Origin of the sequence: Shewanella sp. Actino-trap-3, from assembly GCF_002836275.1 — a bacterium.
Taxonomy (GTDB): Bacteria; Pseudomonadota; Gammaproteobacteria; order Enterobacterales; family Shewanellaceae; genus Shewanella; species Shewanella psychromarinicola.
Map to the genome: position 1 here is coordinate 66,890 of NZ_PJCE01000001.1, position 15,222 is coordinate 82,111.

At 42.2% G+C, this 15,222-nt stretch carries 14 protein-coding genes; 9 read left to right on the plus strand and 5 right to left on the minus strand.

What is annotated here, in order from left to right:
- Window positions 1-5: 5 nt before the first annotated feature.
- From tgt to secF, 4 genes are read left to right on the plus strand one after another with little or no spacing between them, the layout of a single operon-like run.
- Window positions 6-1,130, plus strand: coding sequence for a tRNA guanosine(34) transglycosylase Tgt (gene tgt, locus CXF80_RS00370; RefSeq protein WP_101030215.1), 1,125 nt, complete (start codon window positions 6-8; stop codon window positions 1,128-1,130).
- A 25-nt stretch (window positions 1,131-1,155) separates the two neighbouring features.
- Entirely contained in the window at window positions 1,156-1,488 is a 333-nt protein-coding gene (gene yajC, locus CXF80_RS00375) for a preprotein translocase subunit YajC (RefSeq protein ID WP_101030216.1), read from the plus strand.
- Window positions 1,489-1,505: 17 nt separating this feature from the next.
- Entirely contained in the window at window positions 1,506-3,356 is a 1,851-nt protein-coding gene (gene secD, locus CXF80_RS00380) for a protein translocase subunit SecD (RefSeq protein ID WP_101030217.1), read from the plus strand.
- A 14-nt stretch (window positions 3,357-3,370) separates the two neighbouring features.
- A complete protein-coding gene (gene secF, locus CXF80_RS00385) occupies window positions 3,371-4,318 on the plus strand; it encodes a protein translocase subunit SecF (protein WP_101030218.1) in 948 nt (315 codons plus the stop codon).
- A gap of 268 nt (window positions 4,319-4,586) precedes the next feature.
- Here secF and CXF80_RS00395 read toward each other — a convergent pair whose 3' ends face one another.
- A complete protein-coding gene (locus CXF80_RS00395; RefSeq protein WP_101030220.1) occupies window positions 4,587-4,988 on the minus strand; it encodes a DUF3224 domain-containing protein in 402 nt (133 codons plus the stop codon).
- 165 nt (window positions 4,989-5,153) lie between these two features.
- On the opposite strand from CXF80_RS00395, the gene CXF80_RS00400 reads away from it, so the two are divergent.
- From CXF80_RS00400 to CXF80_RS00420, 5 genes are all read left to right on the plus strand, one after another.
- A complete protein-coding gene (locus CXF80_RS00400; RefSeq protein WP_101030221.1) occupies window positions 5,154-5,474 on the plus strand; it encodes a putative signal transducing protein in 321 nt (106 codons plus the stop codon).
- A 117-nt stretch (window positions 5,475-5,591) separates the two neighbouring features.
- Complete coding sequence (locus CXF80_RS00405; RefSeq protein WP_101030222.1) at window positions 5,592-5,951, plus strand: rhodanese-like domain-containing protein; 360 nt, start codon at window positions 5,592-5,594, stop codon at window positions 5,949-5,951.
- Between the two features lie 8 nt (window positions 5,952-5,959).
- On the plus strand, window positions 5,960-6,871 hold the full coding sequence (locus tag CXF80_RS00410; protein ID WP_101030223.1) for a precorrin-2 dehydrogenase/sirohydrochlorin ferrochelatase family protein: 912 nt from the start codon (window positions 5,960-5,962) through the stop codon (window positions 6,869-6,871).
- A 78-nt stretch (window positions 6,872-6,949) separates the two neighbouring features.
- Window positions 6,950-7,486 carry a YaeQ family protein gene (locus CXF80_RS00415; RefSeq protein WP_101030224.1) on the plus strand — a complete coding sequence of 179 codons (537 nt, stop codon included), beginning with the start codon at window positions 6,950-6,952 and terminating at the stop codon, window positions 7,484-7,486.
- Window positions 7,487-7,704: 218 nt separating this feature from the next.
- Window positions 7,705-8,307 (plus strand): CBS domain-containing protein, encoded by a 603-nt coding sequence (locus CXF80_RS00420; RefSeq protein WP_101030225.1) that lies wholly within the window; start codon window positions 7,705-7,707, stop codon window positions 8,305-8,307.
- 58 nt (window positions 8,308-8,365) lie between these two features.
- On the opposite strand, the gene CXF80_RS00425 is transcribed toward CXF80_RS00420, so the two are convergent.
- From CXF80_RS00425 to CXF80_RS00440, 4 genes are all read right to left on the minus strand, one after another.
- Window positions 8,366-10,813, minus strand: a complete 2,448-nt coding sequence (locus CXF80_RS00425) for a S8 family serine peptidase (RefSeq protein ID WP_101030226.1) — start codon at window positions 10,811-10,813, stop codon at window positions 8,366-8,368.
- Window positions 10,814-11,295: 482 nt separating this feature from the next.
- Window positions 11,296-11,673 carry a rhodanese-like domain-containing protein gene (locus CXF80_RS00430; protein WP_101030227.1) on the minus strand — a complete coding sequence of 126 codons (378 nt, stop codon included), beginning with the start codon at window positions 11,671-11,673 and terminating at the stop codon, window positions 11,296-11,298.
- Window positions 11,674-11,686: 13 nt separating this feature from the next.
- Window positions 11,687-11,899: a YgaP family membrane protein gene (locus tag CXF80_RS00435; RefSeq protein WP_101030228.1), complete on the minus strand. Its 213-nt coding sequence runs from the start codon at window positions 11,897-11,899 to the stop codon at window positions 11,687-11,689.
- 45 nt (window positions 11,900-11,944) lie between these two features.
- The gene (locus CXF80_RS00440; protein ID WP_101030229.1) at window positions 11,945-15,217 is read right to left on the minus strand and encodes an efflux RND transporter permease subunit; all 3,273 of its coding nucleotides are present in this window, start codon (window positions 15,215-15,217) and stop codon (window positions 11,945-11,947) included.
- Between the last annotated feature and the right edge of the window lie 5 nt (window positions 15,218-15,222).

A 15,222-nucleotide genomic window follows, 5' to 3' on the forward strand; every position in this document is an offset into this window, starting at 1 on the left:
GATTTATGAAATTTGAATTAGATACAACAGATGGTCGTGCTCGTCGCGGACGTCTTATTTTTGATCGTGGCACTGTTGAAACGCCTGCATTTATGCCAGTGGGAACTTACGGTACGGTAAAAGGGATGACGCCTGAAGAAGTGCGTGCTACCGGTGCCGATATTTTATTGGGTAACACCTTCCATTTATGGTTACGTCCTGGTGAAGAGATCATGCGTAAGCACGGTGACTTGCACGACTTTATGAATTGGCAGCGTCCTATTCTAACGGACTCAGGTGGATTCCAAGTGTTTAGTTTGGGCGACATCCGTAAAATCACTGAAGAAGGTGTCCATTTCCGCTCACCAATTAATGGTGAAAAGATTTTTTTAGATCCAGAAAAATCAATGCAAATTCAGAATTCTTTAGGTTCTGACGTGGTAATGATTTTTGATGAATGTACCCCATATCCTGCAACACATGACGAAGCGCGTAAGTCGATGCAAATGTCACTGCGTTGGGCAAAACGCTCGCGTGATGAATTTGACCGCTTAGAAAATCCAAACTCTTTGTTTGGCATTATTCAAGGTGGGGTATTCGAAGATTTACGTGATGAGAGTGTAAAGGGTCTTTTAGACATAGGTTTTGATGGCTATGCCGTTGGTGGCTTGGCTGTGGGCGAGCCTAAAGCTGATATGCACCGTATTTTAGAGCATGTTTGCCCGCAAATTCCAGCTGACAAACCTCGCTATCTAATGGGTGTAGGTAAACCTGAAGACTTAGTGGAAGGTGTTCGTCGTGGCGTCGATATGTTTGACTGTGTGATGCCAACGCGTAATGCCCGTAATGGCCATTTATTTACCAGTGAAGGTGTGATTAAAATTCGCAATGCACGCCATCGTGATGATACATCACCATTAGACACTAAGTGCGATTGTTACACTTGTAAAAACTATTCACGTGCTTATTTGTACCATTTAGATCGTTGTAATGAAATTTTAGGTGCGCGTTTAAACACCATTCACAATTTACGTTATTATCAAATTTTGATGGAAGGTTTGCGCGGCGCAATTGAGACAGGTACATTAGACGCCTTTGTTAAGGAGTTCTACACCAGTCTAGGTCGTGAAGTACCTGAGTTAATCGATTAATTTTAGCTAATAAGAAGAGAGAACTATGTTTATTTCAAATGCATATGCAAGTCCAATAAGTGGAATAGCCGGTGGCGAAACCATGCAATTAATTTTCATGCTCGTCATGTTTGGATTAATTTTTTACTTTATGATTTTCCGTCCACAGTCAAAGCGTGTTAAAGAACACAAAAACCTAATGGCGTCGATTTCAAAAGGTGATGAAGTGTTAACCAGTGGTGGCATTCTTGGTAAAGTGACCAAAATCGCTGATGAAAGTGATTATGTGTTATTAGCCATTAATGATAATAACCAAATCACAATTAAAAAGGATTACATCGCAGCGGTATTGCCTAAAGGTTCTATTCAGTCGTTATAAGCCAAGAGGGCTATGGTGTGTTAAATAAATACCCAATGTGGAAAAACATCATGGTGATGCTTATCATCGCCGTTGGTAGTTTTTATGCAATTCCAAATTTGTTTGGTGAAGATCATGCAGTACAGATCGTCGCGACTCGCGGCGCTGAAGTCACTGTATCGACACAAACGACTGTCGTTGATCTATTAGAGAGTCAGGATATTGCCGTAAAGCGCGCCGAGCTTGAAAATGGTCAGTTATTAGTTCGCGTACAAAATCCTGAGCAGCAGTTGGTGGCGAAAGAGGCTATCGCTGAACTACTTGGTCAGAAATATACCGTTGCGTTAAATTTAGCACCGGCAACCCCAGCATGGCTTGAAGCTGTTGGTGGGTCGCCAATGAAGCTAGGTTTAGACTTGCGCGGTGGTGTTCATTTCTTAATGGAAGTGGACATGGGCGAGGCGGTCCGCAAAATGGAAGCGGCTAAAATAGCTGATTTTCGCAGTCAGCTTCGTGAAGAGAAAATTCGTTACGCCGGTATTCGTAAAACCCCGAAAGGGATTGCGATTAAGTTTCGTGATGCTGAAACGGTTGTCGAAGCTGAGGATTTTTTAAAAATCCGCAGCAATGACATGACCTATACCGATGCGAGTAGCGGCGATGAGTTTATGCTTCTTGCTACCATGAGTGATGCCTACCTTACGCAAATTAAGGAAGAAGCACTGAAGCAAAACATGACCATCCTTCGTAACCGTGTCAACGAGCTTGGTGTCGCTGAGCCTGTCGTACAACGTCAAGGCGCAGAGCGCATTATTGTTGAACTGCCAGGTGTACAAGACACTGCTCGTGCAAAAGAAATTTTAGGTGCTACAGCATCGATTGAATTTCGTATGGTTGACGACAAGGCGGATGTAAGTGCCGCGGCAAATGGTCGTGTACCTGCCGGAGCAGAAGTGTACAAACGTCGTGAAGGCGGGATTGCCGTATTGAAGAAAGAAGTCATGCTCACTGGCGATCATATCACTGGCGCGCAACCGACTTTTGACCAATACAGCCGTCCACAGGTTGCGATTAATCTTGACGCCGAAGGCGGCTCGATTTTCTCGAACGTCACCAAAGACAATATCGGTAAGCCAATGGCTACATTGTTTATCGAATATAAAGATAGTGGTACACGTAATCCTGATGGCACAGTGAAAATGACTAGGATTGAAGAGGTCATTTCGGTTGCCACGATCCAGGCTCGTTTAGGTCGTAATTTTGTGATTACGGGTCTTGAGCACTCTGAATCACAGAGCTTAGCGTTACTGTTACGTGCCGGAGCGCTTATTGCTCCTATTACTATCGTAGAAGAAAGAACGATTGGTCCAAGCTTAGGCGCTGAAAACATCCAAAACGGTGTTCAAGCAATGGTTTGGGGCATGGTTGTTGTGCTTATATTCATGATGATTTACTACCGTGCGTTTGGCTTTATTGCCAACTTGGCATTGATGGCTAACTTAATCATGGTTGTTGGTGTGATGTCGATGATCCCTGGTGCGGTGTTAACCTTACCTGGTATTGCTGGCATGGTATTAACGGTGGGGATGGCAGTAGACGGCAACGTACTTATTTTTGAACGTATCCGTGAAGAACTCCTAAACGGCCGCAGTGTACAACAAGCCATCCATGAAGGTTATGGTAATGCGTTTTCAACCATTGCCGATGCCAACATTACTACCTTTATGACAGCGTTAATTTTATTTGCTGTTGGTACCGGTGCGGTTAAAGGCTTTGCTGTTACCTTAATGATAGGTATCGCGACTTCGATGTTTACAGCCATTATTGGCACACGCTCAATCGTGAATGCGGTTTGGGGTGGTAAACGCGTTAAGTCATTGTCTATCTAAAGGAGAAGTTGAATATGTTTAAGATATTTTCAGTAAAGAACACCGTCGACTTCCTTCGTCATGCAATGCCTATCAGTGTGATGTCGATGATCTTAGTGATAGCCTCCTTTGTGTCGCTGGGTGTCCAAGGCATTAACTGGGGATTAGACTTTACCGGTGGTACTGTTGTTGAAATGGAGTTTTCAGCTCCTGTTGACTTGAGTGCTTTACGCGCGAAGATGACTTCAGCGGAAGCTGAAGGGGCGGTAGTACAGAACTTTGGTTCAAGCCGCGATATATTGGTTCGTTTACCGGTAAGAGAGACCTTAAAAAGTGATGTGCAAGTAGCAGCAGTATTAGCAGCTGCTCAAACTATTGATTCTGCTGTAATTCAAAAGCGAGTTGAGTTTGTTGGACCACAAGTGGGTAAGCAATTAGCAGAGCAGGGTGGCTTAGCTGTTATTGTTGCGCTTATTTGTATTCTTATCTACGTATCATTTCGTTTTGAATGGCGTTTAGCCGCAGGTTCTGTTGCGGCGTTAGCCCATGACGTTATTGTGACTTTAGGGGTGTTTTCGGTATTACAGCTTGAGTTTGACTTGACTGTATTGGCAGGTTTATTGACCGTTGTGGGTTACTCACTTAACGATACTATCGTGGTGTATGACCGTATCCGTGAAAACTTCCTTAAAATGCGTAAAGGTAGCCCTATAGAGGTTGTGAATACCTCAATCACTCAGACCATGAGTCGTACAGTGATAACCACAGGTACTACATTAGTTACCGTTATTGCGCTGTTCTTAAAAGGCGGCACAATGATCCATGGCTTTGCGACGGCATTGTTATTAGGTATTTTTGTTGGTACATACTCATCGATTTTCGTGGCCAGTTATTTAGCCGTTAAATTGGGTATCAATCGTGAGCATATGTTACCTGTAGAGATTGAAAAAGAAGGTGCAGATCAACCTGCAATGATGCCTTAATAGGCATGATTAATATCAATCACTAAAAATAAACCCTGGCTTTGCTGGGGTTTATTTTTTTATGACCAGGTTATTTCTTTGTTGGCTTAAATGAACTTCACAGGCAGCGACTAACGTTTTGTACCACAGCGTGTGTGGATCGATTATCAATGCTTCCCACCCATCACAGCCTAGTATGTCAACGGTGCTAAAAAGCAATCCTGATGGCGTGAGCTTGACCGTGGTTCTAAACGTGCCGACATCAGTGTCTAAACGAGAAATGGTTACCTTAGTCATGATATAGGGTGATGGTGTAATCAGCTTGACCATTTTCGGTTGAGGTAAACTCTCCGTGGCCAAGATAGTGTTGCAGGTTATGGGTCCCCGAGTCCGCTATTACGCTAAATTGGCTTTGTGCAACGCCTTGTGAAAATAATCCATCATGTTGTAATACTAATGTACCCGCTATCTCGGGGGTATTTATGGTTAAGTGCTCTATCCCTACAAATACCGCAGAGCCATCTTTTTGATACGACATCACAAAGCGGTTCTGTGCAGCACCACTGATATCACCAGAGTAAGTTTGGGCAATTTCTGCAATGGTTTGTTTGCTGCTATCGTCATGTTCTGCATAAGCAGATTCATTCCAAGCAGTGATTTGAAAGATACCTTTTAAGACTATTTTTGTCATCTAGCATCCCATTAATGATGTTATTGAGTGCGAATGACTCATACAGCGTTAAGATAATCATTGTTTATGATAAATGTCCAATTTATAAACAGTACTCGACAGATTTTGATTGAGGCAGTAGGATGAAATTAATTTGCCAGCAAGAGCAATCACGGTGGATAACGCATGGAACAACGAAAAGTATTATTGGCCGGTGGTAATTTATTACAGGCTCACACATGGAAAGGGCTACTGGAAACCAGCGGAATAGACGTTGATCTTAAAGGTGAAGCTCTCATTGGTGGTGTAGGAGGTTTGCCGATTGAAATGCAGACGGTTGAGTTATGGGTAGCAGACAGTCAACTTGTCGCGGCACAAACGTTACTGGATGCACATGATATCGAACAGCCTCAATGGCAATGTGTTCAATGCCACGAAATAAACGAAGGAAGTTTTGAATTGTGCTGGCAATGTAGTTCGCAACAAAGTGAAATGCATAACGAATAAGCGCTTGTATAAGATTATTTTTTTCTTAAACTAGTGAGTAAACCACTTTTAGGTTTATGACGTATGTAGTGCTAATTTGTCGCTAATGAGTGACTTTACTTAATTTAAGGAAACCTTATGCAAGCAACCCCAGCATTCGCCAGTTTGGTCGATTCTGTTATGCCTCATGTCACCTTGTTAACCATTGAACAATATCAACAACAAGATCAATGGCTATTAATTGATGTACGAGAAGATAACGAGTGGCTGCAAGGACATTTACCCAATGCCAAACACTTGAGCCGCGGCATTATTGAACGCGATATAGAGCATCGTTTTCCTGACAAAAACACCCCGTTATTGCTTTATTGCGGCGCGGGTCAACGTGCAGCGTTATCGGCCTATAATCTACAACTTATGGGCTATACACAAGTCGCTTCAATGATTGGTGGGTACCGCGCTTGGATCCAACATCAATTTCCTATTGTTGAAGACTGAGTAGATTAATGCAATATTTCCCATTGTTTGTGGATACTCAAGGTCTACAGGTTTTAGTCGTTGGCGCTGGTGAGGTCGCCACGCGTAAATTGGATTTGCTGTCTCGTACTGATGCTCATATTCATGTAATAGCGCCTGTGGTCGCTAATGACATTGAAAACTATCATACCCAAGCTCGGATCCAGTTGTCTCGTCGTGAAGTGTGCCGTGATGATATTGCCAACGTCGATATCATTTACCTCGCCACTGCCGATGAGCAGTTGAATATGGAGTACGCAGAATTAGCGACTGAGCGTGGCATTTGGGTCAATGTAGTCGATAATCCTAAGTTTTGCAGATTTATTACACCTTCAATAGTGGATAGAGGCCGGTTAGTCGTTGCCATCAGTACCGCTGGCGCCGCGCCAGTTTTTGCTCGAACTATCCGTTCACGACTCGAAACGATGTTACCGTCATCGTTAACGCCTTTATTTGATTTTGTTGCCAGCAAGCGAGAGGAAGTTCAAGATAAATTACTTGCAGGTAAAGATAGACGTTTGTTTTGGGAACGATTTTTTACCACTAACCAAGATAAATTTGATACGTTAACCGAGCAGCGTTTCCATAACGCTTTTCAAGATTTTAGCGTTAAAGGTGACATTATTCTATTAACTGAGGATACGCCAGCACATTTATTGCCTATCGCAGCAATGCCCTTGCTACAGACGTTAGACGTTGTCTTCAGTGATAACCCGCTTGACAGCGAGTTTAATGAGTTATTAAGGCGTGATGCAAGCAGAGAAACGCTACCATTATTAAGTGATATTACCCATCAATATGAACATGGAAGTCGTATGTTAATAGTGTCTTCTGTTGCAAAAGTTGCCCAGTTAAGTGCGCATTTTCCCATGGCTAAACATTTACGCCCTGGCGCTATTTAACCCGATAAGTACGATGTCCTATTATGCCGAGTCTACTTTGTAGTAGACTCGGTTTTTTTATGTTAGTTGGAACCCTTTATGGCCGCTAAAGCTACCGTTTTTAAAGTATTACTGCAGATAGCAGATATGGATCGTCATTATTATGCCGATCATCAATTTACCTTAGCGCAACATCCCTCTGAAACGGATACCCGTATGATGGTTCGTTTATTGGCGTTCGCCTTAAATGCCTCTGAGTCATTAGTGTTCAGCAAAGGGTTAAGTGTTGATGATGAAGCAGAACTTTGGGATAAAAATCTAACGGGTGAAATCGATCTTTGGGTTGAGTTTGGCCAAGCTGATGAGAAGTGGCTCAGAAAAGCCTGTGGTCGCTCAAAACAAGTCATTCTTTATACTTACGGTGGCAGAAGTGTACCGATTTGGTGGCAACAGAACCAACAAGCGTTTACCCGTTACGATAATTTAGCTGTAATTAATCTTCCAGAAGATGCAGTGAAACAAATGGATGTATTTGTTAATCGAAATATGACATTGCAAGTGAGCATTAGTGAGGGACAAATATGGTTGTCGGATGCAAACAATAGCGTATTAATCGAGCCTGAAACCTTAAAATGATCGAGATTGCACATGGTGGTCGTTATCATATTTAAGACCACAAAAAAGTGAATTTAACCTTAATTTAGCAAAAGTTAATTAAATTTAATCAAAAGGGTCTTGTACTAATAAAAACACAGGCAGATAATTAATTCATGTAGTGGACATCATGAAAATATATAACTGATTAATATATATGGTTTTTTGTTTCTTGATGATTGTTGATTAAGGATGTTATTGTGAAGAAGTTAGCCCTATACCCAGTAGAAAAAATTGATGAATTAACCTCTCCTGATGTTCATGAAGATATATCAGTACTATCTTCAGCGCTAAATGTGTTCACTGACTTTAAGAAAGTGACTCCGCTGGTTATTGAATCAAATACATCCGCTGTTAACGTTGAACATTTAATGCAGAAATCTCATGTTCGTCTTAAATTAGTGATTGATAATGCAGATCGATTTATAGGTTTAATCAGTTTTGAGTCTTTACATAATCAAGAGATATTAAAACGTGTTGCAGCCGGGCATCAACGTGAGCAATTAAGTGTAGCGGATTTTATGATCCCTAAAGAAGACCTTAAAGCGATTGATTATGAAGATTTAAGTTATGCAAGAATTGGCGATGTGATAGAAACATTAAAATCTGCGGGACAGCAACATTGTTTAGTATTAGACCGTGTAAACCATGCTATCTGTGGTGTGTTGTCTGCTAATGATATTGCTCGGCGATTAAAACTTGCTGTCGATGTGAGTACGCCCAATTCATTTGCTTCAATATTTGAAGTTATTTCGAATAGTCAGCAGCCATCAGTGTTGCAATCACCGCAGCCTCATGTTTAATCTATAAATAATAAAAATAGCCACATCACGTGGCTATTTTTGCGTTCAATTGAATATATTATTGAAAGCTTAAGCTCCAAGTGTCGATATATCCGCTGTCTTGGTTTGCATTATCAACGGCTTTTAATGTCCATATACCACTTGATTCAACACCTGCCATATTAGCTGTGTAAGTCTGGGTTAGGTTATCGGTTCCGCCACCTGTGTTGTTATGAAGAACAACCGTTTGACCTGTAGGGCTAACTAACTGGATTTTTAAATCACCGATATAAGTATGAATAATCCCGATAGACACCGATACCGTTCCTGAATCGCCAGTGCGGTTAACATTAATAGGGCTGACTATGCCAGTAGTATTATTATCTGGAATAGTATAATTACCCGTATTAGTGTAGCTTGCTGGACCTCCAGTGTTACCACCACTCGTATTACCAGCAGTGTAATTAGCGACTAAACTGACACCGCTAAATGCACTGTAACCTTGTACCATCACATAATAAGTACCAGATTGAGGCGTCGCAATTGGGCAAGACTCTGCATTACCACTTTTCCAAGGACGACAGTCGTAACTGCTGCTGGTAGGTGATGCGCCATACTGCACATACAAGTCAGCATCGCCTGTACCACCACTCATGGTAAAGCTTAAGTCTTTTGCACCTGTTGGCACATCTAACGAGAAATATAGTTCATCACTTTTTGCACCAGCTAAACCGGTTTTAACAGCGCCTTTTTCAAGTACACTGTCTCCAGATCCGGTTCCCGGATCGGTTGGACCATTACATGATTCGTCTAGATAAGCTTTTGCTGCAACGGCATTAATCATCCCGTAACCTGTTTGGTTATCACGACCCGCAACGCTTAAGTCATCTGCGGTTGCATTGAGTGCAGCACGCACTTGGCTAGCGCTACATTCTGGATGATAACTCCACACTAATGTGGCGACACCTGAAACATGCGGCGTTGCCATTGAAGTACCATTATAATATGCATAATCTCGGTTCCCTTGGTTGCTCACCGTGGTTGATTGCCCCAACTTGGTTTTAAGAGCAAGCCCTGTTGTCCGATCGATAGAAACTGAAGGCACTGTAATGTCACTATTTGCATCAACCAGAAATGGATTTTGTAAGCCAGGTAACGCACTATTACTGTAAACAATGATCCCAGCTGCCCCAGCATCTTTACAGGCTTTGGTTGAGTTTATTTCTGGATAGCTTGAGCCTTGATTGCCGACTCGCTCGACTAAACAGATTTTGTTACTCATATTACCGCAGTTAACACTAGTACCACTCACGGTACATTCTGCCAGTGTGGCCGTTGCACTTGCGTTAATAGGTGCAGCAGTGTAACTGCTTCCAGATGGTGTCAGACGGTTATGCGGCACTACGCCATTACTAAAATACGACTGAGCACCAATGGTGATATCGGCCAAACGTCCTTCACCAACCGTTACGGTTGAAAGAATCGCTTCACCGGGGCCGGATATTTCAACTTGATCTGTATATTGTGAAAACGCGGCATGATCCAGATTGCTATCAACCGCTGCCACCGACATCACACCGTCGTAAGATGCTGGATAGCTGTAACTACTGTCTCCTGCGTTGCCTGCTGCTGCAATTAATAATACCCCATTATTATAATGAGTATTCAATGAATTACGCTCAGTAGTAGTTGAACCGCTGCCACCTAAACTCATTGTGACTACATTGGCGCCACCTGAATTGACACACGTATCGATAGCGGCCACGAGTGATGATGAGTAACCCCAGCCTGCTTCGTTAAACACTTTTACCACATGAATATTGGCATTTTGGTTAGGCATAACCCCGACCACACCTTCGTTATTTGCAATTGCCGCAATAGTACCTGCCACATGGGTTCCATGGGCATTATTGTTACCTGGTTGATACCAGTTCCCTGTACCTGAGTTATTGGTTCCCGTAACGTTGTTTGCATTTAAATCGTTGTGGCTACGATCGTAGCCAGAGTCGATAATACAAATAGTGCGATTACCTGCTTGGCTGTCACTGAGTACTGTCGCGCCAACAAAGGTTTGTCCCCAAGGTGTTGTTTCTGCAAGTAGTCTACGTGGTGAATCCTCTTCAACATATTCAACATCTTGGCGTAAACGCAATGCATTAATAGAAGGCGAGTCGAGTTTGACCGAATAACTATTGCTACGACCAACGCGTTTCATTTCTCGCGCTTTTACGCTGTTCAAGGCGCGAAATTGACTGAAGACTTCATTTGAGCGAGGCTCATAAGACATGCTATTTGTTTCTGATTGCACGTCCACATTTTGTACTGCAGAACTGTTGCTGAATGTTTGCGCTGCGTTGTCATTTCTAAACTTAACAATATAACGTTTTGGTAACGGAGATTGTTGTTCAATTTGTTGGTTAGTTGCAGAGAGTTGCAAGGGGGTCGGAGCAGCATTGATTTGAGTTGAAATGGCTAACGCGAGTGCTGTCATGCTAAGCACGACAGCTGGGTTTTTATGCTTTTTCATATTATCTTCCATGTTACGAGGGTGACGTAATGTCTTTTATAATTATGTTTTATTGATAAGCTTATTCTGCCTATCTGTATAAAAGGTAATCACTTTTTCGGTACATGTAAACAAGATGTTAATTGGTGTCGTTAGTAAACGAGTATCTTAAACTCTACTATGTGAATACTTATTTGTTATATTTGAATTTAAAATCATATTTCCGCCCTAAAATATAACGTTATCTATCTAATTATAATAGAGTTAATGTTATAATCCGTTTAACTTAAAAGTGAATAGATAAAGCTGTATATGCTAATAAATAATTAACTAATACTAAGTGTAAACAATACTTTGCGGAATGATGAATATGGAACGATACTGATAAAACAGAGTGTATTGATACTAGGGGGTTAGCAAGGCAAGCCATTAGATTCTTGAACTTAAAACCACAGTAATAAACCTGTGGTTTTAGACTTGGTTGATTTAGCTGGTTGCTAAGATTATCGTGATGACATCAAAGTGTCGAAACCGCCAGCGTTATAGGTGTTGCTGTAACCTTGTTTTACTAATGATTCCTGTGCAATACCACTACGGCGACCGCTACGGCAATACAATACAAGGTCAGTATCTTTGGCCAAGTTAAGTTTTGCAAGTTCTGGCACTATTTGATCAAATGGAATGTTAATCGCACCGTCAATATGCCCCGCAGCAAACTCTTCAACAGTGCGAACATCAATTAACGTGACACCGCGATCTATTTTTTCCCATGCAACGCTAGGATCTTGCTCTGTTGCCCAAGTTGGCATTATTGCTGCCGATAACATGACTAATAGCGCCGATATGATTTTAACAGACAGCAGCATAGATTTTTTAAACACAATAATTTCCTTGTTATTTATTTAAGGCTATTTCAGCTGCGGTTTTGATCCCAAATTTTTTCATGACCATTGCCGCAGGACAAAAGCCTGTGAAGGCACTCTGGAATAGATTAGCGCCTACAAACACGGTTAGCCATACAAAATGTGGACTGACGGTTGCGGTTAACACAATGGATAATAAAACCATGAAGCCTGCAAAGGCCATAACACTTCTCTCTACTGACATATCGAGCTCCTTATTGGGCGTTGCCCAGTTAACAACATAATCTTGTTACTTAGCTGTGATAACGAGTTTATTTTTCATCACCGAAAAATACAATACAGGGATCACCACTAACGTTAAAATGGTTGAGATAAAAATTCCAAAAATTAAACTGATGGCTAAACCGTTAAAAATAGGGTCATCAATAATGAATAATGCGCCAATTATTGCCGCTAATGCAGTCAACATAATCGGCTTTGCCCTTACCGCACCTGAGTGGATCACGGCTCGCTCTAAGGGCACTCCCGCAGCCGTTTGTTGATTAATGAAATCAACCAGTAAAATAGAGTTTCGAACAATAATGCCTGCTAATGCAATCATGCCTATCATTGACGGTGCAGTAAATTGTGCGCCTAACAAAGCGTGTCCAGGCATAACCCCGATAATGGTTAATGGAATTGGCGCCATGATGATTAACGGCACGATATAAGATTTAAATTGACCCACAACGAGTAAGTAAATCGCAATCATACCGACGGCGTATGCAATGCCCATATCACGGAACGTTTCATAGGTGATTTTCCATTCACCGTCCCACAAAATGGAAACGTCGGTTAATCCGTCTGGCTGATTCACCAGATTTTGTTTAATAGGATAACTTGAGTCACCTTGTTCATTTTGTTGATTAATTTGACTGACCATATCAAACATGCCGTAAAGTGGACTATCTGTTGGTCCAGCCATATCGGCAATGACCATGATCATTGGCACCATATTTTTATGAACAATAGGTGCATTAATCACTTGTTGTTGCACCTCAACCAACTCTGTCAGTGGTACTGTTTCACCTGACTGACTCGGTAAACGTAATAACAGTACTTGCTTTAGGTCAATTTTAGCGGCTTCATCAAGTTGTAATCTAATTGGTGTGGGATGTGTTAACTGTGCTTGGTGCAAATAACTGACATCCTTGCCATCAACGGCGGTGCTAATGGTGTCGACGATACTGGCGTAAGACACTCCCAATAAACGGGCTTTATTACGGTCAATAACCACTTGCCACTTTTGTTGTTGCGCAGGCAAATAGATATCCATATCAACAACGTGTTCGGTGTCTCTAAAACGCTGTAATAAGTCATTGGCTGCTTGCTCGCGTAACTCAGTGTTGGGCGCATAGACCTCAGCAACGATGGGTGACCAAACGGGTGGTCCAGGTGGTACTTCAACAATTTTGATATTGGCTTGATAGCGTAGACCAATTTGTTGTAGCGGCTCGCGTACTGATGAAGCTATGGTATGGCTGTCGCGGTCTCGATGTTTTTTATCAACCAGATTGACTTGAATTTCACCGAGCTCTTGGCTGCTGCGTAAAAAGTAATGACGTACTAAGCCATTAAAATTCATCGGGGCATGGGTGCCTGCGTATAACTGTAAATGCTTGATTTCTTCAACAGAGGTAAGATATTGACTGAGATCTTGCAGTACTCTTTGAGTTTGTTCTACTGGTGTGCCTTCAGGCATGTCGACCATTACCTGAAACTCTGACTTATTATCAAAAGGCAGCATTTTTAACACTACAGCTTGCATAGCGGGCAAGGCAATAGCGAAGCCAATCAATAAAATGATCCCTAAAGCCAGACCTTTACGTGCTTTTGGAGCATGCTCGCCGAGTAAAAAAGGACTCATTATTCGCGTAAATAGACGTGTTAATCGATTGTCTTCTTCTACTGGTACGCCAGTATCAGTCGGTGCATTATTTGAGCTATGTGATTTTTTGTGAGGTTTTAACAACTTACTGCTTAGCCATGGGGTCATAATAAACGCGATTAATAACGAAATAATCATTCCCATACTGGCATTAATCGGGATAGGGCTCATGTATGGGCCCATGAGTCCTGATACGAATGCCATTGGTAATAGGGCGGCGATAACAGTAAAGGTAGCTAATATGGTTGGCCCACCGACTTCATCAACGGCAATAGGGATAAGTTCGCTAATGGGTTTATCACTCATTGCCATATGCCGATGAATATTCTCTACCACCACGATGGCATCATCGACCAAGATGCCGATGGAGAAAATAAGTGCAAATAATGAAATACGGTTTAAGGTAAACCCCCATGCCCAAGAGGCAAACAAGGTAATGGCTAGGGTAATGATAATGGCAACGCCGACGACGGCGGATTCACGTAACCCCATGGTGAACAATACTAAGAGTACCACTGCCGAAGTGGCAAAAATCAATTTAAACAGAAGGGTATTCGATTTATCTCCGGCGGTTTTACCGTAGTTACGGGAGATAGCGACATTGACATTATCGGGAATTAATACGTTATCGACGGCATCGATTTTAGCTAACACGGCATCAGCAATGTCGACAGCGTTTTGCCCGGCCTGTTTGCCAATGGCGATAGTTACAGCAGGGTAAGTTCCCTTATCGGTTACATGCCAAACGTGTTGTTTTGGGATATCACTTTTAAGACTCACATCGGCGATATCGGATAAATATACTGCGCGGGGAAATGGACTATTATCCGTTGTTGTATCACTCTGATTAACTTTAATCAGCAGATTATCGACATCATCAGGCGTCTGTAAAAACTGCCCAGTTTGCAGTTTTATTTCTTGATTAAACTGCGTCATCGAGCCGACTGTAGACAGTTGGTTATTATCTTGCAAAGCCGCACTAATATCATTGAACGTCACGCCGAAACTGTTCATCTTGACAGGATCGATACGCACATTTAACACCATTTCGTGGCTACCTTGGCTATAAATCTCTCGAGTACCCGGTATTCGTTTTAGTTCGGTTTCTAGGCCTAATGCAACTAAGGTAAGCTGTTCTGCGGTTATGTTAGGGTCTTGAGACCAAAGTGTTAATCCTACGATAGGTACATCGTCAATACCTCTAGGTTTGATTAACGGCTCACCAATGCCCGCCGCATGATTAAACTTATCGCGGTTTGAATACAGTTGATTGTATAAATTAACCACGGCTTCATCTCGTGGAACGCCGACGTCAAAAATAGCGATAATGAGCGCGCCATCGGGCTGAGAAAATGAGTAAAGGGTATCAATGCCTTTTATTTGAGAAATGATCCGTTCTGCAGGCAAGGTGACCTGGTTTTCAACTTCCGTTGGTGTAGCACCTGGGTAGGGGATAAACACATCTGCAAAAGTGACATCAATTTGCGGCTCTTCTTCTTTGGGGGTAATAATCACTGCAAAAAGGCCGAGTAATAAACCTAAAATAGCCAGTAATGGAGTAATAGCACTGTGTTGAAATGCCTTTGCTATAGAGCCTGAAATGCCGAGTTTCATTGATTCAGTTGGTGTTGTCATCAGGT

Excerpts from the sequence above, each read along its gene's own strand:
- CXF80_RS00435 (WP_101030228.1), bottom strand. The coding sequence starts at position 11,899 with ATGTCAGTAGAGAGAAGTGTTATGGCCTTTGCAGGCTTCATGGTTTTA.
- CXF80_RS00410 (WP_101030223.1), top strand. The coding sequence starts at position 5,960 with ATGCAATATTTCCCATTGTTTGTGGATACTCAAGGTCTACAGGTTTTA.
- tgt (WP_101030215.1), top strand. The coding sequence starts at position 6 with ATGAAATTTGAATTAGATACAACAGATGGTCGTGCTCGTCGCGGACGT.
- CXF80_RS00400 (WP_101030221.1), top strand. The coding sequence starts at position 5,154 with ATGGAACAACGAAAAGTATTATTGGCCGGTGGTAATTTATTACAGGCT.
- yajC (WP_101030216.1), top strand. The coding sequence starts at position 1,156 with ATGTTTATTTCAAATGCATATGCAAGTCCAATAAGTGGAATAGCCGGT.
- CXF80_RS00395 (WP_101030220.1), bottom strand. The coding sequence starts at position 4,988 with ATGACAAAAATAGTCTTAAAAGGTATCTTTCAAATCACTGCTTGGAAT.
- CXF80_RS00425 (WP_101030226.1), bottom strand. The coding sequence starts at position 10,813 with ATGAAAAAGCATAAAAACCCAGCTGTCGTGCTTAGCATGACAGCACTC.
- CXF80_RS00440 (WP_101030229.1), bottom strand. The coding sequence starts at position 15,217 with ATGACAACACCAACTGAATCAATGAAACTCGGCATTTCAGGCTCTATA.
- CXF80_RS00415 (WP_101030224.1), top strand. The coding sequence starts at position 6,950 with ATGGCCGCTAAAGCTACCGTTTTTAAAGTATTACTGCAGATAGCAGAT.
- secF (WP_101030218.1), top strand. The coding sequence starts at position 3,371 with ATGTTTAAGATATTTTCAGTAAAGAACACCGTCGACTTCCTTCGTCAT.
- CXF80_RS00405 (WP_101030222.1), top strand. The coding sequence starts at position 5,592 with ATGCAAGCAACCCCAGCATTCGCCAGTTTGGTCGATTCTGTTATGCCT.